The sequence below is a fragment of the Anaerolinea thermolimosa genome, from assembly GCF_001050195.2.
In the GTDB taxonomy this organism is placed as follows: domain Bacteria; phylum Chloroflexota; class Anaerolineae; order Anaerolineales; family Anaerolineaceae; genus Anaerolinea; species Anaerolinea thermolimosa.
The window spans coordinates 1,197,483-1,215,411 of record NZ_DF967965.1 but is presented as its reverse complement, the minus strand read 5'-3'; the positions used below and the strand labels follow the sequence as shown (position 1 = coordinate 1,215,411).

General features: G+C 51.2%; 18 protein-coding genes and 1 tRNA gene. 11 read left to right on the top strand and 8 right to left on the bottom strand.

Annotated features, from left to right (window positions below):
* The first annotated feature begins 6 nt into the window (after positions 1 to 6).
* Both ATHL_RS05545 and ATHL_RS05540 read left to right on the top strand, forming a co-directional pair.
* Entirely contained in the window at positions 7 to 1,668 is a 1,662-nt protein-coding gene (locus ATHL_RS05545) for a pyridoxal-phosphate dependent enzyme (RefSeq protein WP_084001200.1), read from the top strand.
* A gap of 21 nt (positions 1,669 to 1,689) precedes the next feature.
* Positions 1,690 to 2,643, top strand: coding sequence for a DMT family transporter (locus ATHL_RS05540; protein WP_062190616.1), 954 nt, complete (start codon positions 1,690 to 1,692; stop codon positions 2,641 to 2,643).
* On the opposite strand, the gene ATHL_RS05535 is transcribed toward ATHL_RS05540, so the two are convergent.
* The 3 genes from ATHL_RS05535 to ATHL_RS05525 all read right to left on the bottom strand — a co-directional run bounded on the left by ATHL_RS05535 (position 2,634) and on the right by ATHL_RS05525 (position 5,263).
* Positions 2,634 to 3,359, bottom strand: a complete 726-nt coding sequence (locus ATHL_RS05535) for a response regulator transcription factor (RefSeq protein ID WP_062190614.1) — start codon at positions 3,357 to 3,359, stop codon at positions 2,634 to 2,636. The genes ATHL_RS05540 and ATHL_RS05535 overlap by 10 nt on opposite strands.
* Positions 3,337 to 4,962 carry a hybrid sensor histidine kinase/response regulator gene (locus ATHL_RS05530; RefSeq protein ID WP_062190612.1) on the bottom strand — a complete coding sequence of 542 codons (1,626 nt, stop codon included), beginning with the start codon at positions 4,960 to 4,962 and terminating at the stop codon, positions 3,337 to 3,339. Before ATHL_RS05530 ends, ATHL_RS05535 begins: the two co-directional genes overlap by 23 nt.
* Positions 4,963 to 5,181: 219 nt before the next feature.
* Positions 5,182 to 5,263: transfer RNA gene (locus ATHL_RS05525), tRNA-Leu, on the bottom strand.
* Positions 5,264 to 5,338: 75 nt separating this feature from the next.
* On the opposite strand from ATHL_RS05525, the gene plsX reads away from it, so the two are divergent.
* Both plsX and ATHL_RS05515 read left to right on the top strand, forming a co-directional pair.
* On the top strand, positions 5,339 to 6,367 hold the full coding sequence (gene plsX / locus ATHL_RS05520; RefSeq protein WP_084001198.1) for a phosphate acyltransferase PlsX: 1,029 nt from the start codon (positions 5,339 to 5,341) through the stop codon (positions 6,365 to 6,367).
* 18 nt (positions 6,368 to 6,385) lie between these two features.
* Positions 6,386 to 7,120: a hypothetical protein gene (locus tag ATHL_RS05515; RefSeq protein WP_062190610.1), complete on the top strand. Its 735-nt coding sequence runs from the start codon at positions 6,386 to 6,388 to the stop codon at positions 7,118 to 7,120.
* Positions 7,121 to 7,162: 42 nt separating this feature from the next.
* Here the strand turns inward: ATHL_RS05515 and ATHL_RS05510 are convergent, their stop codons facing one another.
* Complete coding sequence (locus ATHL_RS05510; RefSeq protein ID WP_062190608.1) at positions 7,163 to 7,897, bottom strand: pseudouridine synthase; 735 nt, start codon at positions 7,895 to 7,897, stop codon at positions 7,163 to 7,165.
* Between the two features lie 55 nt (positions 7,898 to 7,952).
* Positions 7,953 to 8,525, bottom strand: a complete 573-nt coding sequence (scpB, locus tag ATHL_RS05505) for an SMC-Scp complex subunit ScpB (protein ID WP_062190607.1) — start codon at positions 8,523 to 8,525, stop codon at positions 7,953 to 7,955.
* Positions 8,526 to 8,591: 66 nt separating this feature from the next.
* On the opposite strand from scpB, the gene ATHL_RS05500 reads away from it, so the two are divergent.
* From ATHL_RS05500 to rsmD, 7 genes are read left to right on the top strand one after another with little or no spacing between them, the layout of a single operon-like run.
* On the top strand, positions 8,592 to 9,146 hold the full coding sequence (locus tag ATHL_RS05500; RefSeq protein ID WP_062190605.1) for a DUF2140 family protein: 555 nt from the start codon (positions 8,592 to 8,594) through the stop codon (positions 9,144 to 9,146).
* 45 nt (positions 9,147 to 9,191) lie between these two features.
* Positions 9,192 to 10,829, top strand: a complete 1,638-nt coding sequence (locus tag ATHL_RS05495; RefSeq protein WP_062190604.1) for a G5 domain-containing protein — start codon at positions 9,192 to 9,194, stop codon at positions 10,827 to 10,829.
* 15 nt (positions 10,830 to 10,844) lie between these two features.
* Entirely contained in the window at positions 10,845 to 11,804 is a 960-nt protein-coding gene (locus ATHL_RS05490) for a UDP-glucuronic acid decarboxylase family protein (protein WP_062190602.1), read from the top strand.
* Positions 11,801 to 12,256 carry a GtrA family protein gene (locus ATHL_RS05485; RefSeq protein WP_062190600.1) on the top strand — a complete coding sequence of 152 codons (456 nt, stop codon included), beginning with the start codon at positions 11,801 to 11,803 and terminating at the stop codon, positions 12,254 to 12,256. The genes ATHL_RS05490 and ATHL_RS05485 overlap by 4 nt, the downstream gene beginning before the upstream one ends.
* 3 nt (positions 12,257 to 12,259) lie before the next feature.
* Complete coding sequence (locus ATHL_RS05480) at positions 12,260 to 13,504, top strand: magnesium chelatase ATPase subunit I (RefSeq protein ID WP_062190598.1); 1,245 nt, start codon at positions 12,260 to 12,262, stop codon at positions 13,502 to 13,504.
* Entirely contained in the window at positions 13,501 to 14,505 is a 1,005-nt protein-coding gene (locus ATHL_RS05475; protein ID WP_062190597.1) for a uroporphyrinogen decarboxylase family protein, read from the top strand. Before ATHL_RS05480 ends, ATHL_RS05475 begins: the two co-directional genes overlap by 4 nt.
* A gap of 6 nt (positions 14,506 to 14,511) precedes the next feature.
* A complete protein-coding gene (gene rsmD, locus ATHL_RS05470) occupies positions 14,512 to 15,081 on the top strand; it encodes a 16S rRNA (guanine(966)-N(2))-methyltransferase RsmD (protein ID WP_062190596.1) in 570 nt (189 codons plus the stop codon).
* On the opposite strand, the gene ATHL_RS05465 is transcribed toward rsmD, so the two are convergent.
* From ATHL_RS05465 to ATHL_RS05455, 3 genes are all read right to left on the bottom strand, one after another.
* Positions 15,082 to 15,588: an NUDIX hydrolase gene (locus ATHL_RS05465; RefSeq protein WP_062190595.1), complete on the bottom strand. Its 507-nt coding sequence runs from the start codon at positions 15,586 to 15,588 to the stop codon at positions 15,082 to 15,084.
* Positions 15,589 to 15,751: 163 nt separating this feature from the next.
* Positions 15,752 to 16,702: a class II fructose-bisphosphate aldolase gene (locus tag ATHL_RS05460; protein WP_062190594.1), complete on the bottom strand. Its 951-nt coding sequence runs from the start codon at positions 16,700 to 16,702 to the stop codon at positions 15,752 to 15,754.
* A 38-nt stretch (positions 16,703 to 16,740) separates the two neighbouring features.
* On the bottom strand, positions 16,741 to 17,913 hold the full coding sequence (locus ATHL_RS05455) for a 6-phosphofructokinase (protein WP_062190593.1): 1,173 nt from the start codon (positions 17,911 to 17,913) through the stop codon (positions 16,741 to 16,743).
* Between the last annotated feature and the right edge of the window lie 16 nt (positions 17,914 to 17,929).

The window sequence follows — 17,929 nt, the reverse complement described above, 5'->3', positions numbered from 1 at the left end:
TTATTTATGTCAAACTCTTTCATCGTAGAATGCCTTGACTGCGGAAACCGCTCTTCTTTTTCCATTGCTCAACCGGCTTGCCCGGCTTGTGGAAGCCTGTGGCGCGAAGCCCGGTACGACCTGAATGGTCTGAAGAACCGTCTTTATGATCTTGTTAAACAACGCCCGTTTGATATCTGGCGTTATCAGGAACTTCTCCCCCTTTCCGCCCCCAATCGCTCCATTTCTCTGGGAGAGGGCGGCACACCTCTGATCCATGCAACCAACCTTGGCATGATGCTTGGGAACCCTAATCTGTTCATCAAGGACGAACGCCAGGGCCCAACCGCCTCTTTCAAAGACCGGCAGGCATCCATCACGGTAGCCGCATTGAAAGAAGCAAACATTCATGAGTTCGTGATCGCCTCTACCGGGAATGTAGCCATTTCGTATTCTGCTTACGCCGCCCGGGCTTCCATTAAACTCTGGGCTTTTCTCACCAGCCTGGTACCGGCGGCTAAAATGCGCGAAGTGGCCATTTACGGAACCCAGGTGATCAAAATTACAGGCTCATACGATCAGGCCAAGCAGGTCGCGTCCGATTTCGCCAGACAACGCGGTTTGAGTATTGATCTGGGAGCCCGGACCCTCACCTGTATTGAGTCTATGAAAACCATCGCGTATGAAGTGGCAGAACAACTGGCACATTTACAGCCCTCGTCGTCCGGTCCCTGGCGGGCTCCAGACTGGTATATTCAGGCCGTCTCGGGGGGCATGGGTCCCATTGGCGTTCTCAAAGGTTTCAGAGAATTGTACGATATGGGACTGATCGATAAAGTCCCCAAAATTGCCGCCATTCAGGCTGAGGGGTGTGCGCCCATGGTTCATGCATGGAAACAAAATAAAGACACTGCTACCCCCGTGCAACATCCTCAAACCCTAATCGCCACTCTGGCTACTGGTAATCCGGGGCGCACTTACTCACTTCTCAGACAAAAAATGCTTGAGAATTCAGGTGGTACCATCGAAAGTGTTTCTGATGCTGAGGCTTTTCGTGCCATGCATTACCTGGCAAAGATGGAAGGATTCTCAGTAGAACCGGCAGCTGCGGTTGCCTTCGCCGGGCTGGTTAAACTCGTTCGTAATGGTGTCATCGCTCCCCACGAAACCGTGGTGATTAACTGCACCGGCCATACCATGCCCATTGAACGGAATATCCTCGGCGAGGGATGGTCTCGCGAGGTGACACTTCCCTCTTCCATGGAAGAAGGGAATGAGGAAGGCTTGCTGGCAGCCCTTACTAAGGTTTCTGTCGACCGTTTCCCAAGAATTGCCATCGTTGACGATAATCCCGATGTCCGCCGGCTCATTCGTAGAATTCTGCAAACCCAGGGAAACTACACCCTCTTTGAAGCCACCAACGGACGTGAGGCGCTTACCATCGCCAAAAATGAGCGCCCCAACCTGATCATCCTTGACCTCATGATGCCCGAAATGGACGGCTTCTCGGTCATTCAGGAGCTCGAAAAAGACCCGGAGACGTCTCAAATTCCGGTCATCGTGGTAACCGCAAAAGAATTAACCCCAGCCGAGAAAGATCGCCTTCGCGGCCACATTCAAACCCTGATGCAGAAAGGCGATTTTCTGAGCGACGAGCTACTCGATGAAGTTCGCGCACTGCTTGGGTAGCACACCCGGGGAATACGGCTCATGCGAACCAGTGCACATCATCAGGGAATTACAGCGGCGCTGGCTTCGGCTGTCTTCCTTGGCTCAGTACCCATTCTCGGAAAAGTAGCTATCCTTTCTGGTTTTTCTCCACTGGCGGTTATTGCCTTACGGAGCGGCATCGCTGTAATTTTAATGAGCATCGCCATGCTGTTCTGGATGCGGCCCTTTTTTTACATTTATCCAGTAGGATTAATCGGTTGTCTCCTCGCCGGAATGATTAATGGGGTAGGGTCGATTCTGTACTATACCGCTCTCGGTCGCCTTGAAGCAGGAATCGGCCAGATGCTTTATTCGCTTTATCCCCTCTTTGTTGCTCTCTGGTTACTCCTTGACCGTCAAACCATCACGCGTCTTACTGCCTTCAGGTTAGGATTATCTATCCCGGCAGTGATGCTTCTTTTGGTGCACCCGACCCGGGCAATCGACCTGGCCGGATCCATGATGATGATCGGTTCGGCAGCTTTGTATGCCCTTCATCTTCTCATCAACCAGAGAATTCTAATCGATGTACCCGCACCAACGGTCACGTTTTATACCCTGCTCAGTATGGCCGCCACCGTAGAAATTGCCTTCCTCATCTTCGATCACCACCTCCCTTCTCCTCAGGTAGCCTGGTGGGCAGCCTTCGCCATGGCATTGATCACTTTCCTTTCCAGGATTACATTATTTATGGGGGTAAAAAAGCTGGGCGGGTTACAAACCTCCTTGCTCGGGCTGAGTGAGGTTTTACTGACCGTATTTCTTTCTATTGCATTTCTCGGAGAACATTTTAGCCCTCAGCAATGGTTGGGTGCCGCTTTGCTGGCAATCAGCCTGCTTTTGGTTGGACTGGATAAAATTCCGCCTCAAAAAAGAGCCGGTACCGGTTGGCTTTCCTGGCTCAATCCCCCGTCCATTCCCGCCTCCGAACCACCCTGGAACTCTCAGCTTTGATCATGCGGGAACTCAATCATATACCCTGAACCTCTCACGTTTTTAATCCATTCCCCCCATCCCGGAATCAGGGTCATCTTTTGTCTTAACCGGCTCACAACTGGCCTTAAAATACGTGCCGCCTCTTCATTATCCACATGGTAGCCCTGGCAATGCTTGACCAGTTCGGAGTGAGGGATCACTTCACCCAGATGCGTCATTAAAATTCCCAGGAGACGCGCTTCGGTTGGTGTCAGGTTGATTTCTCCCTCCTTCCAGCAAACCACCCGTTTAGCCAGGTCTAAAGTGGTTCCACCCGGCAGGGAAAAAAGGTTAGTCTTTCTGCTATGTGAAGAACCACCCGAATCGCCCGCCCGCCTGGCATCTAAAGCCTTCTCAATACTTGCAATAATTTGCTCCGGAGAAACCGGCTTCAGCATGTAATCATGAACTCTGAAACGCAGGGCCTGGATTGCCGAATCCAGAGACCCGTGCGCCGTGAGGACAATCACCTGGAGGCTTTGGAGCCTGTCCACCACCGCGCGAAGTACGTCAATCCCTCCCATGCCGGGCATCCGCAGATCAAGAAGCATTACATCAAATGGTTCACTTTCCAGTACCTGAACCGCCTGTTCACCAGAACTGACTGCCTTAATTTCATGCCCTTCCAATCGTAGAATATCTGCGAGTGAAGTTCGGGCAATTTCTTCATCGTCAACGACCAGGATCTTTGCCATAGGATCCTTCCTTGGGTTGAACAGGCAGTTGAACCGCAAAACACGCTCCCTCACCATGCCGGCCCGGAACCAGAGCCAACTGCCCCCCATGAGCCTCTACGATTGTATAACTGATCGACAACCCCAAACCCGTACCGTGGCTTTTTGTACTGATAAAGGGCTCAAATAACCGATTCTGTACCTCTGCAGGGATCCCCCGCCCGGAGTCTTCAATAGTCAGCGTAATATCCTCACCTTGTTTCGATAACTCCACCCATATTTTTTTCGTCATCTGATTCTCAACTGCATCCATCCCATTTAAGAGCAGGTTAAAAACCACCTGTTGTAATTGGTCTTTGACTCCAAACAGCAGTATGGGCTCATCGGGAAGAGAAAGCTCCAAATCAATATTTGCGCTGATCAGCTGAGCCTGGAGTAAATGGGCTACCCTCTCGATCACTCCATTCAAATTGACCATCTCTTTCTCAGTCGTCCCGGGCCGATAAAAATCCAGCATGTGTCGGACGGCATTGACCAACCTTTCCACTTCTGTCACCGTCATAGAAAGGTAATTGCTCCGCTGGTTATCGCTGATATCTTCACGCATTGCAAGGTGCAAACAATTACGTACCGATTGTAAGGGGTTGTTAATTTCATGAGCCATTGAAGCCATAAGCCGGCCCACAGCGGCCATTTTTTCCGCCTGAACCAGGGCCCGTTGAGATTCTTCCACCTTCCTGACATATTCTTTTAAATCGGTGTACAGTCGCGCATTTTCCATCGCGACAACCGACTGCCTTGCAAGGATCGTTAACAATTCAAGTTCTGATTCCCTGAACACCGGGGTGTGCATGTTTCTCGCCACAATAAACAGGTATCGTTGTTGATTGCGCAGAACCGGGGCAACCATCATCGAAGACCACCCCAGGCTTCTTAGATGGTTTTGAACAACCGGATCACTCTCTTCCTGGATATTCACAGCGGTTTCAGCCTGGCATTCCTGAGCGAAACGGACCAACCCTGCCCACGCCGGTGTTGCAACCGGGTCTGGAATGTTCCGCGAGATCAGCAACTGCCCCTCTTGGCCTGCCTGAGATGAATGAAAAACCCCCACATGGTGCGCCTGAAAGGTCTCCATCAGGGTGTCAGGCACCAGCGTTTCCAGCACCCGGGGATTGGTTTCGGAGAGAAGAGTCTCACTGATATCAAACAGAGGACGCAGTGCCTGTGCCCGGGCAGCCTCTTCTTTCTGTTTCCGATCAAGCATAACCCTTTGAACCGCCTGAACCAGATCCGCAGTGTTTTCAAAGGGCTTCAAAATCAAGCCATCCACGCCTTTATAAAGTGCCTGAACCGCAGTATCTACTGTTCCAAACCCCGTCATGACCAGAACCGCCAGATCCGGGTAGATCTGGCGTGCACGCTCGATCAGTTCGAATCCATCCATGACCGGCATGCGAATATCGGCAAGGAGCAAGTCCACTTTCGTTTCATTGAGGATTTTTAACGCCTCAATCGGATCAGTTGAAGCCAGGACACTGTATGAAGCCCGTTCCAGCAAGCGCTGACATAATCGCACAATACTGCGATCATCATCTACGATAAGCACAGAGGCACCCGGCATACGCTCTCCTGGTCAACCGTTTAGAAGATATCCAACCCCCCACGCAATAGTAATCATATCTGACCTTATTATTGCTTAAAACATCCTCGAAAAGCAAGCTTATCCATTGGAGAACAGGGAACCGTCAAATTATCTTGCACACAGATAAATTGACTGCCTTATAAATCAACCAACCCCCAAATCGCCTTTAACAAAAAGGCCGCTTTACGGCGGCAGGAGTGCGCTGGGTGGGAGTTGAACCCACACGCCTCGCGGCACATGGCCCTCAACCATGCCTGTCTGCCAATTCCAGCACCAGCGCAGGAGTGGATGTATTATAATCCGGTCTGTAGGGTTGTCAAGCAAATTAACCATTTTTTTGATAGAGAGGGAAAGCATGTCCATCATTCTTGACGCAATGGGAAGTGACCATTACCCCATTCCCGAAATAGAAGGAGCTATCGCCGCCGCCAGAGAATTTAGGGAAGAAATTATCCTGGTCGGGAACGAAACTCAGATCCTGCCCAGGCTTAAAGAATTCAATGCTGAAAATCTGCCCCTTCGGGTTGTACATGCTCCCGACGTTCTGGAAATGACCGACAAGCCCGTTGAGGGAACACGCGCCAAACCCAACAATTCGATGGCTGTCGGTCTTAAGCTTCTCAAAAACGGTGAAGGCAGCGCTTTTGTCACTGCTGGGAACACAGGTGGAGCCATGTTTAACGCCACTCGAATCCTTCGCCGTATTGAGGGAGTTGAGCGCCCCGCTCTTACCGCAATCTTCCCCACTCGAAAAGGCCAGTGCGTGGTATGCGATATTGGCGCCAATGTAGATTGTCGTCCTGAGTTTTTAGTTCAATTTGCCTACATGGGAAGTCTGTATGCTGAGAAGATCCTGGGCGTTCCATCTCCTCGTGTTGGGTTACTGTCTAATGGCGAAGAATCCATGAAAGGCAACGCCCTGGTGCACGAAACGCACGAACTACTTCAACAGACCCCCCTGAACTTTATTGGGAATGTTGAGCCGAAAGAGCTTTTCCAGGGCGAAGTTGACCTGGTGATCACCGATGGCTTTACCGGAAACATTCTGTTAAAATCATCCGAAGCAGTAGCGAAGCTTCTCGTAGACATCCTTCGTGAAGAGTTGCGAGCCACTCCTCTGCGCACCCTTGGGGCACTGCTGGCCAGACCCGCCTTTGGAAAACTGCGAAAAATGATGTCTCCTGAAGAAGTTGGCGCAGCCCCCCTGCTGGGCGTCGATGGGCTTGTCTTCATTGGCCATGGCAGGTCAAATGCCCGCGCCATTTACAGTGCCCTCCGCCTGGCACGTCAGGCTGTTCAGCTAGACCTGCTGGGGGCTCTGCGTCAGGAAATTAAGCTCAGGCTGAACAGCTCATCCACTGAAATCAATCCATCTCTTTCTTAATCTGTCGGGGAAATTAACATGAAAATCATCATTGACAAAAAGAAAGTTGCTCGATACCGGAAAATCGGCCAGTATACCTCACTGGTTGCTCTTGCCATCCTTCTCGGAGGGTTTATCCTTGCTGTAACTCAAATTGTAAAGACCTTCCAGAGCACCGACCCGGTTCCAGTCATCGACGATCGTATGCTTACCTACTCATATATCGCCATGTTCGTTGGGCTGATTCTGACCCAGATCAGCCTTTACTTTGGAAATCGGTGGGGCCGAAAAGAAACCATCGATCAGGCGATTTCCGACAGCCTGAAAGGCCTGGATGATCGCTTCATTCTTTATCATTACACAGCCCCTGTCCCTCATTTATTGGTAGGGCCAGCAGGCGTCTGGATTATCGCCCCCATGTATCAGGCCGGGAAGATCACTTATGATGGAAAACGATACCGACAATCGGGCGTAAAATTCTTCTCCCGCCTGTTCGGCCAGGAAGGGATTGGCCGACCTGATCTTGAAGCCGAAAGTTATCGAAGCGATTTATTACGGTTTATTAAAAAGAGTGGCAAGGATCAGGAGGTTATTCATCCTGAGGTGGTCATTGTATTTACCAATCCCAAAGCCAGTCTCGAAGTCCATGATGCTCCCTATCCCACACTCCCTGCCTCAAAGCTCAAGGATTTTATCCGCCGTAAGACCAAGGAAATGATGGTGCCTCCGGCCAAAGTCCAACCCCTGATCGAATCCCTCCCCCAGGGTGAGTAAAATCAAGACCGGCGCGCTCAAATCAGCGCGCCGGTCCTGATATCATCCTTTTTTGGATGCCTTTTTACCCGCCTTCAACAACCGAATTTCATCCGGTCTTAAAAACCGCCACTCTCCTGGCTTCAAGTCTCCAAGAAGCAGGGTACCAATTCGCACACGGATAATCCTGGTAACATAGAGGCCGGTTTGCTTTCCCATTTCGCGAATCTGCCGCTTCCGGCCTTCTCGAAGGATCACCCTTAACCAGGCCCCTTTCCCGTCTATGGTTTCCAGCCTGACCTGGGCCGGGGAAGTTCGATATCCATCTTCGAGCACCACTCCGTGCCGCCAGGCTTCTAGTTGCCGTTCATCCGGGCGCGAGGAAACCTGCACACGGTACTCCTTTTCATGACCATATCTCGGGTGCGTCAGCAAGTTGGCCAGCTCTCCGTCATTGGTCAACAGAATCAATCCCTCGCTCTCATAATCCAGCCGCCCAACCGAAAATAAGTGACCCGGAACCGGCACCAGATCACGTACCGTCTTCCTCGGATCATGGTGTGTTTCCACATCAGATAATACCCCTTGAGGTTTATGCAGAGCAATATATACCGGCGGTGGTTGAGCAGGAATTTTTTGTCCATCCACCTGAATCATATCTTTCGCCGGATCGGCTTTCGAACCAATACTGGCTACCTGCCCATTGACCCTGACTCTCCCAGCCAGGATCAAGTCCTCGCAGGCACGCCGTGATCCGAAACCTGCACGCGATAAAATTTTTTGCAATCGTTCTTCCATAAATATCTTTCCTGATCTCTCTATTCCATTTCCGAATCGCAACAATGAACTTAACTTAATCTTTCAATATTCCATTTTCCGCGGTCGGTAGTTCATCCTCACTCGGAACATCATAAGGTGGAAGATCCTGAATTGACCCCAGGCCAAAGTATTGTAAAAATTCACCCGTTGTTCCATAGAGAATGGGCCGCCCCGGGCTATCCGCTCGCCCCACCTCCTGGATCAGTCCCTTGCCCAGTAAACTTTTAACCACCCCATCACTGTTAACCCCCCGGACAGCATCGATTGCTGGCCGGGTAACCGGTTGACGATATGCGATGATCGCCAGGGTTTCCAGAGCGGCACGACTCAGGCGCGCAGTCGCTTCCAGACCCAGGAAACGCTCGATGGTTTCAGAAAACTGCGGAGCGGTAGTTAGCTGAACCCGGCCAGCGTGCCATTGAATCCTCAACCCGCGCCCATTCTGATACTCTTCATCCAGTGCCCGCAGGTAAGTTTCAACATCGGTGACCGAAAGCGACAGAACCTCGGCCAGTTGTTGAGGATGAACCGGCTCCGGAGCCACAAAAAGCAAAGCTTCAAGGATCCCCAGGTATGTTTGCGGATCGGTAGGATTGTTTTCACTCATGCTATAATTGCTTCGTTCACAAACCGAATCGATACCATCCATAAGGTTGAATTTTAAGGACAGGACATGAAACCAATTCTCTTCTTATCGGTACTCCTGCTATCTACAGGGCTGGCGTGTTCTCTACCCATCCGAACAGCCCAACCTCCATCAACAACCATCATAGCCTCTGGAGAAGCCGCCGCCGAACTCGAGTCAAATGTAGCCACCGCTGTAGCTCAATTAGAACAAACCGGCACAGCCTCTCTCACCATTACTGAAAATCAGCTCACTTCTTATCTGGCCGAAAAACTGGCCTCCCAGCCCGATTCGCCCATTCAAAACGCCCAGGTCAGACTCGAAAACGGATCCATCCAGCTGACCGGACAGATGAGTGTGAGCTCTCTCACAACCGATCTCTCGCTCACCATGCAACCATACATCGACCAGGGGAATCTTCAGGTCACCATCCAGGACGGGAAAATCGGTTCTCTTCCAATCCCCGACGCAACCTTGAAGACCCTCACCCAAACGATTAACCAGGAAATGCCCGGATTGGTCACCTTCCATGGTCAACAATTTAAACTTGAATCGATTACCATGGAAAACGGCAGTATGACGTTGAAAGGCATGCTTCCATGAAAGAGGCATTCCCTCCTCACAAGACTTCCTGATTATACTCGGTTTATGAGCACTCTTGCGGGCTTTGAACCATCTTCATTTTCCCCGCTTAGAAGGATTAAAGGGTACCTTCTGGCTTTCCTGGCCTGTTTGTTTTTTAGTATATTCCTCAGCGGTTGCGTCGCAGTAGAGAGTCGCGCGGCTGGTAACCTGACCATCCCCATCCAGGTAGATGGCCAGCAGATTTCAGTTTCTGTGCCAGTTGGAACAACCGTTCAGGGCGCTCTTGATCGGGCCGGCGTCACCCTGAATCAGCTGGACCGCATCGACCCCCCGGGTTACACCGTCCTCACAGAAGGACAATCCATTCGGGTCATTCGAGTAAAAGAAGAGTTCCAGCAGGAAGAAGTGGTTCTCCCCTTTGAAAGCCAGATCGTTCAGAATGAGTCTTTACCCGAGCAACGAGAAATGATCATCCAGACCGGGAAAAATGGTCTTCTACAGCGCACGTATCGCATTGTGTACGAAGATGGGCAGGAAGTGTCTCGCTCTATTTTCAAAGAAGAACGTCTGGTAGAACCCAAAGCCGAGATCACCATGATCGGGGTGCAAAAACCTTTCACTCCCTATCCCATTCCCGGCAGGCTGGTCTACCTTGCGGGTGGTAATGCCTGGGTTATGGAAAAATCAACCGGTGAGCGCAGGCCTGTCGTCACTACCGCGGACCTCGATGGTCGGGTCTTTTCTCTATCGCCAGACGGTAACTGGCTGCTCTTTACCCGAAAGTCTTCACGCCCCGCCAGCGAAGAAATCAACACCCTCTGGATGATCAACCTGGAACAAGAAGACACCCGGCCAATTGCTTTGCGGGTGAGTAATATCGTCCATTTTGCCGATTGGGTTCCCGGACAGGGGCTCACCATTACCTACTCCACAGTAGAACCGCGCACCACAGCCCCCGGCTGGCAGGCCAACAACGACCTTTTCATTGCCCGTTATGCCCCTACCGGAATGATCCTGGAAACGGAAAAAATTATCGAAGCCAATTATGGCGGAGCCTTAGGTTGGTGGGGAACACAGTTTGCCTGGTCTCCTGATGGAGAGTTACTGGCTTACGCCCAACCCGATCGGATTGGCCTCGTAGACCTGGAAACAAAATCCCTCAAACCCCTGGTAGATATAACCCCATACCAGACCCGCGCTGATTGGGCATGGGTCACCGGGTTGGGCTGGTCCCCCAATCATCAAGTGTTATACTTTAATTCTCATGCTCCTAAACCCGGCATGGAAAATGCAGAAAGCTCTCCTTATTTTGACCTTTCAGCCAGGCTGGTGAATAGTGGACTCACCCTCTCACTGGTTGAGAAGTCAGGCATGTTTGGCTACCCGGTAGCTTCTCCACGTTTGGCCGATGGCAGTTACATGGTTGCCTTCTTGATGAACGCATCACGCGAGCAGGGAGAAACAGGGCGATACTGGCTAACTGTCATCGACCGTGATGGCAGTAATCTGAAGCGCGTCTTCCCGGATGAAGGAAAGCTGGGTATAGAACCTCAGAAGGTAGTCTGGTCTCCTGCGCCAATGGAAGGAAATACCCCATGGATCGCCTGTATTTATCAGGGGAACCTTTTTCTAATCAACCCTGTCACCGGTGACTACCGCCAGATTACCGGTGACGGACTTATCGAAAAAATCGACTGGTGAAGAGGTAATTTTTTCATGCGCATTTTAATAACCGGCGCAGCCGGATTCCTCGGTTCGCATCTATGTGAACGCTTACTCAAAGATGGTCATCAGGTCGTTGGTATGGATAACTTTGTTACCGGTAGCCCGGATAACCTCACTCACCTCGCCGGAAACCCCAACTTCCTGTTTATTCGTCATGATGTCTCAAACTTCATCTTTGTACCGGGAAAAGTGGACGCCGTCATGCATTTTGCTTCACCGGCCAGCCCCAACCCGGCATCTCCTTACGGCTATACCAACCTGCCCATTCAGACCATGAAGGCCGGAGCCCTTGGCACCCACAACACTCTTGGGGTCGCCATTGCACACAGGGCACGGTATCTTCTGGCCTCAACCAGCGAGATTTACGGAGACCCGCTCGAGCATCCCCAGCGTGAAAGTTACTGGGGGCATGTCGATCCAATCGGGGTACGCTCAGTTTATGACGAGGCCAAACGCTTTGCTGAAGCACTCACCATGGCGTATCATCGTTACCATGGTCTGGATACACGCATTGTACGCATCTTTAATACCTACGGCCCGAGGATGCGTTTGGATGACGGACGCGTTGTCCCCAATTTCATCCAGCAGGCTTTGCGGCACGAGCCTCTTACAGTTTATGGAGAAGGAAACCAGACCCGAAGTTTCTGTTATGTCGATGATCTCATCGAGGGAATTATTCGCCTGCTCCTCTCCGACGAACACGAACCGGTCAACATCGGAAACCCCGTCGAGACCACGATCCTGGAACTTGCCCGAACGATCAATGAAATCATTGGAAATCCTTCAGGAATAGTCTACAAACCGGCTCTCAGGTTGGGAGATGACCCTCAACGAAGAAGGCCAGATATTACCCGTGCACGGACAATCTTAAAATGGGAACCCACCACCTCGCTTCACGAAGGCATTCAACGCACCATACCTTACTTCAAGCAAAAAATGGGGTTGGAATGATTCTTGCCAATCCTCAGGAAAGAATCCGCTTTTTACGTTTCGCCGTGGTCGGCGCAATTGGGGCAGTGGTTGATTTCGGTACCTTTAATTTGCTCGTTCAAACCCTCCCCATTCAGGCAGTATTTGCCAGCATGGTTTCTTTTACCGCAGCCGTAATCAGCAATTTTATCTGGAATCGTTACTGGACATACCCTGATTCGCGCAGTAAACGCCTCTCGCAGCAACTCGTCCAGTTCTTTCTGGTCAACCTGATAGGGCTTGGAATTCGTACTCCATTATTCGCCTATATGGAACGCATCCTGGTGCAATTGTTCCAGCGGTTTATTCCCCAGAGTTTCTTCCTCACACCGGTGTTTCTTGCCCATAACTTTGCCCTGGCCATAGCCGTACTGGTAGTTATGCTCTGGAATTTTTTTGCCAATCGCTTCTGGACGTATAATGATGTAAGCTAAGGAATGAGCGAAAAACCTGAGTACCAAGAATCCAGAGACGAAAATGTCGTTCACACGGTCAGGTCGCTGCGTGAGTTAATCGACATCGTCACTGGCAAGAATTTCCAGCCGAATGCCGAACCCGCCGACTCGGGTTTAGCCGAGATATTACCCTTCCCCTTTCTGGCCCTGGTCGGCCAGGAAGAAATGAAGCTGGCTCTTCTTCTCTCCATCATTAATCCGCTGGTCAACGGAGTCCTTCTCATCGGCCCCAGAGGAACAGGGAAAACCACAGCCGTTCGCAGCCTCATCCATCTCCTTCCAGATGTACAACGTTCCAACTGTTTTCTAGGATGTTTACCTGAAGATATAGAAACGGGCGGAATAGATGCTGTATGCCCCGATTGCGCCCGAAAATACGCCGAAGGTATCCCGCTTACCCGCCAGGATCGCGTTCGTTTAATCGAGCTTCCTCTCAATGCCACGCTGGAAGCTGTAATTGGAGGCATGGATGAAAATGCCCTCTCGCAGAACCGGATGCTTATTCGGCGCGGTATTCTGGCTCAGGCTGATCTCAATGTTTTGTATATCGATGAAGTTAATTTACTGGATAGCGCGATTATCAACGCCATTCTCGATGCCGCCTCAGCCGGCACCTACACTGTGAGAAACGAAAAATTCTCGGCTACTTACCGCTCTCGCTTCACCCTGATCGGTTCGATGAACCCGGAAGAGGGAAATTTGCGGCCCCAGATCATGGACCGCTTCGGCCTGCGTGTCCTCGTCAAGGGATTGGAAGATCATGAAGAGCGTCTGGAAGCATATCGCAGATCCCGGGCTTATCGGTTGAACCCTCGCGCCACGGTTCAACAATATCAGGAGGAAACCATGCGCGCCAGGGAAGAAATTATTGCCGCGAAAGAACTCCTTCCTTTTGTTGAGATCCCTCCCAAAGTGGCTCACTTGGGCATTCAAATGATCCGGCACCTGAATATCGACTCGATCCGCGCAGAAATCACCCTTCTCGAAGCCGCACGAGCCTTCGCAGCCGCCGATGCCCGAACGACGGTTTCAGAAGACGATCTGCGCATGGTCGCTCCGATGGCCCTTCGATTCCGACACTCTGAGTTCATGTTAAAATATTTTGAGGAACAGGAAAAAGAAGACGAAGCTCTTCAGAAATATATCGAGCAATGTCTTTCACATCCTGAAAACCCGCCTGAAGCATATCCTCCCACCCATAAAACTGATGAAAGCAAAGAGAAATGAAGCCCCGAACCATCAGCCACCGTGAAAGACTGGAAGTTTGCCTTTCCGGTCAGTTGCCAGACCGGGTACCGGTTGCCCTGTGGCGGCATTTCCCCGTAGACGATCAGACCCCCGATGGGCTTGCCGCCGCAACTGCCGCCTTCCAGCGCACGTATGATTTTGATTTAATCAAAGTCACTCCTTCTTCTTCTTTTTGCCTCAAAGACTGGGGAGCAGAGGATACCTGGCGAGGAAACCCGGAAGGCACCCGAGATTACACCCGCCGTGTTATCCAGCATCCTGAAGATTGGGGAAAACTTCCCTTTCTCGATCCGCTCAGTGGCCACCTGGGGGATCAAATCACCTGCCTTCGCATCCTCACCGCCGAATTTTCTCACCACACACCCATTGTTCAAACCATCTTCAGCCCGTTGGCGCAGGCAAAAAACCTGGTGGGGGGCGATAAATTGCTGGTTCACCTGCGCCAGTTCCCCGATGCCCTTCACTCCGGCCTGGAACGTATCACTCAGACTACCCTTCGGTTCCTTGAGGAAATTCGGAAAACGGGCATCGATGGCATTTTCTATGCCGTCCAGCATGCTCAACTGGGTATCCTGTCTCCTGCTGAATTTGACGCTTTTGGGCGTTATTACGATCTACGCCTGCTGGAAGCTGCTGAAGATCTGTGGTTAAACATCATTCACATCCATGGTAACGATATTATGTTTTCCAGGGTGCTGGATTACCCCGCAGCTATCATAAACTGGCACGACCGCCAGACCGCCCCATCGCTGGCAGAAGCTCGCCTTCAATGGAAGGGCGTCTTATGTGGGGGGCTACGACAATGGGAAACGATGGTCCTTGGTACACCCGATCAGGTGATCGAAGAAAGCCGTGACGCCATTCACCAGACTCTGGGGGAACGTTTCATCCTTGGCACAGGGTGCGTTGTTCCCATCACTGCACCGGCAGGGAATCTGCTGGCAGCCCGTCAGATTGTCGATCAGATCGCAGCATCGTAAAGAATTATGGCTAACCCACGCATTATCAGCGGTAAAGCCCGGGGCATGCGTCTGCGTATGGTTCCCGGGGATATTACCCGTCCCATCACCGATGTTGTCAAAGAGGCTCTTTTTAACATTATTGGAAACGATATTATAAACGCAAGCTTCCTGGATTTATTTGGAGGCACTGGCAGTGTTGGGATTGAAGCACTCAGCCGTGGCGCCGCATTCTCTCGGTTCATCGATTTACACCGCGCAGCTGTCGATACCATACGCTATAATCTGGAACACACCCGATTAAAAGAGTACGGGCAAGTCCTCCTTGCCAATGCCTTACACTACTTAAAGCAGACCCCCGATCGTCAGTTCGACTACATTTATATCGCCCCACCCCAGTATAAAGGGCTGTGGGATCAAGCGCTTTCTACTCTCGATCAGAACATCGGCTGGCTCGCACCCGATGGCTGGGTCATCATCCAAATCGATCCCGTTGAATACCACGCAATCCCTCTCGAACATCTGGAGGAATTTGATCAACGAAAATACGGGAATACCCTGCTCATTTTTTATACCCTCAAAGCCAGTTCTGATTGATCAGGAAAAAATCATTTCCAGTTTCCCTTCCCGGTTATAAAAAGAACGCGCCGAGAAAGGGGGGGCTCCGTCGCCCATCAACCAGACACGCCTGAGCAGCAAAGGCAAGTCAGGCACCACGGGTAGCTCTGAAACTTGCTCAATCGCAATCCATGCAGGCTGTCCCTCCCGGGAAGGAATCAAGTCCCCGGGTTTTACTTCACCTCGAAACACAAACAAACATACCCCTAAATCTATCTCCACATCCACCAGAACCGTGCCCACAAGCCGAAAACGGGTTACTTCCAAACCAGTTTCTTCGCGAATCTCCCTCAGTGCACCTGAGGTGACGTCTTCTCCCCGCTCAATATGGCCTCCAATAGCATTGTACAAACCCGCCCAGAGCTTCTTTTGGGGATTTCCTTGAATCAACAAGACCTCACTACCCCGAAAAAGGAAACTTAACGTTCGGGGGATCACTGCATACCGCGTCTTTCTTGGATCGATTCCCTGTTCCTCTTTACCCACGACTCCCTCCAAAAGATGGCATATCCTTATCCTCTGGCCAAATCTTCTCCTGCCCCCACCCAGAACCTGTCTTCCTGATGAAAGAAAACCCCGCCCTTACAGGCGGGGGCAGGTTTAGCTTACCTTTCAAAGGTGAGTAACACGGGGGCTACCCGCACCGGCTTCAGGCCGAGAGTAACGCACGGACTTCTGGCAGGCGCCCCGCACTTCCAAGTTTCTCATTCTTATGGGCGATGAATTTTGCATATTCCGCCATAAAAATTTTACCGATGGGGCGAAGATCGATTTCTTCAGGATGTTGCATGAAATATTCACGATGCACCCGTGTCCAGACAAGCCGTCCATCTGTATCAATATTCACCTTGGTCACACCCAGTTCAGCCGCCCGCCGGAAGGCATTTTCGTCCACACCCTTGGCGCCCTTCAGGTTTCCACCGGCCTTATTGATTCGTTCGACCTCTTCCTGGGGAACCGAGCTAGACCCATGCATCACCAGCGGGAAGCCCGGTAACCGTTTTTGGATCTCAGCCAGCACATCCAGGCGTAACGCCTGAGAACCAGAGAATTTGTAAGCCCCGTGGCTGGTGCCAATCGCCACAGCCAGAGAGTCACAACCGGTGCGTTCCACAAATTCCTTAGCTTTATCTGGATCCGTTAGCTTGGCATTGGCTTCATCTACCTTGACATGTTCTTCAACGCCGCCCAGCTGACCCAGTTCGGCCTCAACCACAATTCCCCGTTCATGGGCTGCTTCGACCACCCGGCGGGTGATAGCCACATTGGTTTCAAAATCCTCATGGCTGGCATCGATCATCACAGAACTATAAAAACCGCTCTTGATGCAATCCATGCAGGTTTCTTCATCCCCGTGATCCAGGTGAACAGCAAAGATGGCTTCAGGGAAAATTTCATCCGCAGCCCGAATCAATGCTTCCAGCATCCGTTTATCAGAATACTTGCGTGCGCCTTTGCTGATTTGGATGATAAACGGCGCCTGGCTGTCCAGATTTCCCCGGAACAGGCCCATGGTCTGCTCCAGATTGTTAATGTTGTACGCGCCAATGGCGTATTTGCCATACGCCGCTTCAAACAATTTTTTCGTCGTGACGATCATCGCTTTATACTCCTCGAATATTGGTTAGCCCGCTTTGATTAACTCAGGAACATGGGCACACCCATGAAGTCCTTAACGCGCGGCTTATATTGATCAATATCATAGTAACTGGCCACATCAACCCGCTTCTTACCAGCCAGTACCATTTCCACAGGAACTGTTGTGTACTTTCCGCCATGCAAGGCGACCATCTTTCCGGTGTCATTGCGGCGAATCAGCTGAACCGCAAGATTGCCAAAAGACATGGCTACCATGCGATCAAGTGAGTCCGGAGCCCCGGAGCGCATGAGATAACCCAGCTGCTGGTACATAATATTCTGCCCGGTGAGTTGTTTAATCGCCTGGGCTGTTATCTCACCAACGCCGCCCAGCTTACGGTGACCGTAGGCATCGGCCTCACCTGACTCAATAACCTCGCCTCCTTCCATAATCGCGCCTTCTGAGATGGTCATAATGGCATAATTAGAGGGATTGTTCCGCTTATCTTCCAGCAGGAAATTCGCCAATTTTTCAATATTAAACGGCACCTCAGAGATGATTGCGCGATCCACATAAGAGAGATAGGCACTGATCAGGCTGGTTTCACCGGAGTTCCGCCCAAACAGCTCCACAATCCCGATGCGCTCGTGGGAACCGACGGAAGTGCGCATATTGGTGATAAATTCTACAGAGCGGGTGACAGCGGTTGAAAAACCAATGCAGTAATCTGTCCCAAATACATCGTTATCCATCGTCTTGGGAAGCGCCACAACCGGCATCCCTTCTCGATGTAACCTTACCGCAAAACTTAAGGTGTCATCTCCACCGATAGGAGTCAACACATCAATCCCTAAATGTTCGATTACCTTCAAAACATAGTCGGTATAATCAGTGACTCCCTCGCTATCCGGAACGGGTTTTCCCCATTTAGAATTCTTCAGGAAATCAGGGGTGGCGCTCTTGCTTACCTTTTGAGGATTCGTTCGCGAGGTATGCAAAAAGGTTCCACCAGTTCGATCAATGGTACGAACACTCTCCGGGGTTAATTCACGGATATAGTAATCATGAGTAGAAGGCTCATCCAGGTTGTAGTGAAGCAGTCCAGCCCATCCGCGTCGAATCCCGAGCACCCGGTATCCCATTTCCATCGCCCCGAGTGCCAGAGCTTTAATCGCCGGATTCAATCCCGGCACATCTCCACCCCCGGTTAAGACACCAATCGTTTTTGCCATACATTCCTCCTGGTAA

What these genes read in the sequence shown, in the direction of transcription:
- ATHL_RS05545 (WP_084001200.1), top strand. Translation starts at nt 7, where the DNA reads ATGTCAAACTCTTTCATCGTAGAATGCCTTGACTGCGGAAACCGCTCT.
- ATHL_RS05540 (WP_062190616.1), top strand. Translation starts at nt 1,690, where the DNA reads ATGCGAACCAGTGCACATCATCAGGGAATTACAGCGGCGCTGGCTTCG.
- ATHL_RS05535 (WP_062190614.1), bottom strand. Translation starts at nt 3,359, where the DNA reads ATGGCAAAGATCCTGGTCGTTGACGATGAAGAAATTGCCCGAACTTCA.
- ATHL_RS05530 (WP_062190612.1), bottom strand. Translation starts at nt 4,962, where the DNA reads ATGCCGGGTGCCTCTGTGCTTATCGTAGATGATGATCGCAGTATTGTG.
- plsX (WP_084001198.1), top strand. Translation starts at nt 5,339, where the DNA reads ATGTCCATCATTCTTGACGCAATGGGAAGTGACCATTACCCCATTCCC.
- ATHL_RS05515 (WP_062190610.1), top strand. Translation starts at nt 6,386, where the DNA reads ATGAAAATCATCATTGACAAAAAGAAAGTTGCTCGATACCGGAAAATC.
- ATHL_RS05510 (WP_062190608.1), bottom strand. Translation starts at nt 7,897, where the DNA reads ATGGAAGAACGATTGCAAAAAATTTTATCGCGTGCAGGTTTCGGATCA.
- scpB (WP_062190607.1), bottom strand. Translation starts at nt 8,525, where the DNA reads ATGAGTGAAAACAATCCTACCGATCCGCAAACATACCTGGGGATCCTT.
- ATHL_RS05500 (WP_062190605.1), top strand. Translation starts at nt 8,592, where the DNA reads ATGAAACCAATTCTCTTCTTATCGGTACTCCTGCTATCTACAGGGCTG.
- ATHL_RS05495 (WP_062190604.1), top strand. Translation starts at nt 9,192, where the DNA reads ATGAGCACTCTTGCGGGCTTTGAACCATCTTCATTTTCCCCGCTTAGA.
- ATHL_RS05490 (WP_062190602.1), top strand. Translation starts at nt 10,845, where the DNA reads ATGCGCATTTTAATAACCGGCGCAGCCGGATTCCTCGGTTCGCATCTA.
- ATHL_RS05485 (WP_062190600.1), top strand. Translation starts at nt 11,801, where the DNA reads ATGATTCTTGCCAATCCTCAGGAAAGAATCCGCTTTTTACGTTTCGCC.
- ATHL_RS05480 (WP_062190598.1), top strand. Translation starts at nt 12,260, where the DNA reads ATGAGCGAAAAACCTGAGTACCAAGAATCCAGAGACGAAAATGTCGTT.
- ATHL_RS05475 (WP_062190597.1), top strand. Translation starts at nt 13,501, where the DNA reads ATGAAGCCCCGAACCATCAGCCACCGTGAAAGACTGGAAGTTTGCCTT.
- rsmD (WP_062190596.1), top strand. Translation starts at nt 14,512, where the DNA reads ATGGCTAACCCACGCATTATCAGCGGTAAAGCCCGGGGCATGCGTCTG.
- ATHL_RS05460 (WP_062190594.1), bottom strand. Translation starts at nt 16,702, where the DNA reads ATGATCGTCACGACGAAAAAATTGTTTGAAGCGGCGTATGGCAAATAC.
- ATHL_RS05455 (WP_062190593.1), bottom strand. Translation starts at nt 17,913, where the DNA reads ATGGCAAAAACGATTGGTGTCTTAACCGGGGGTGGAGATGTGCCGGGA.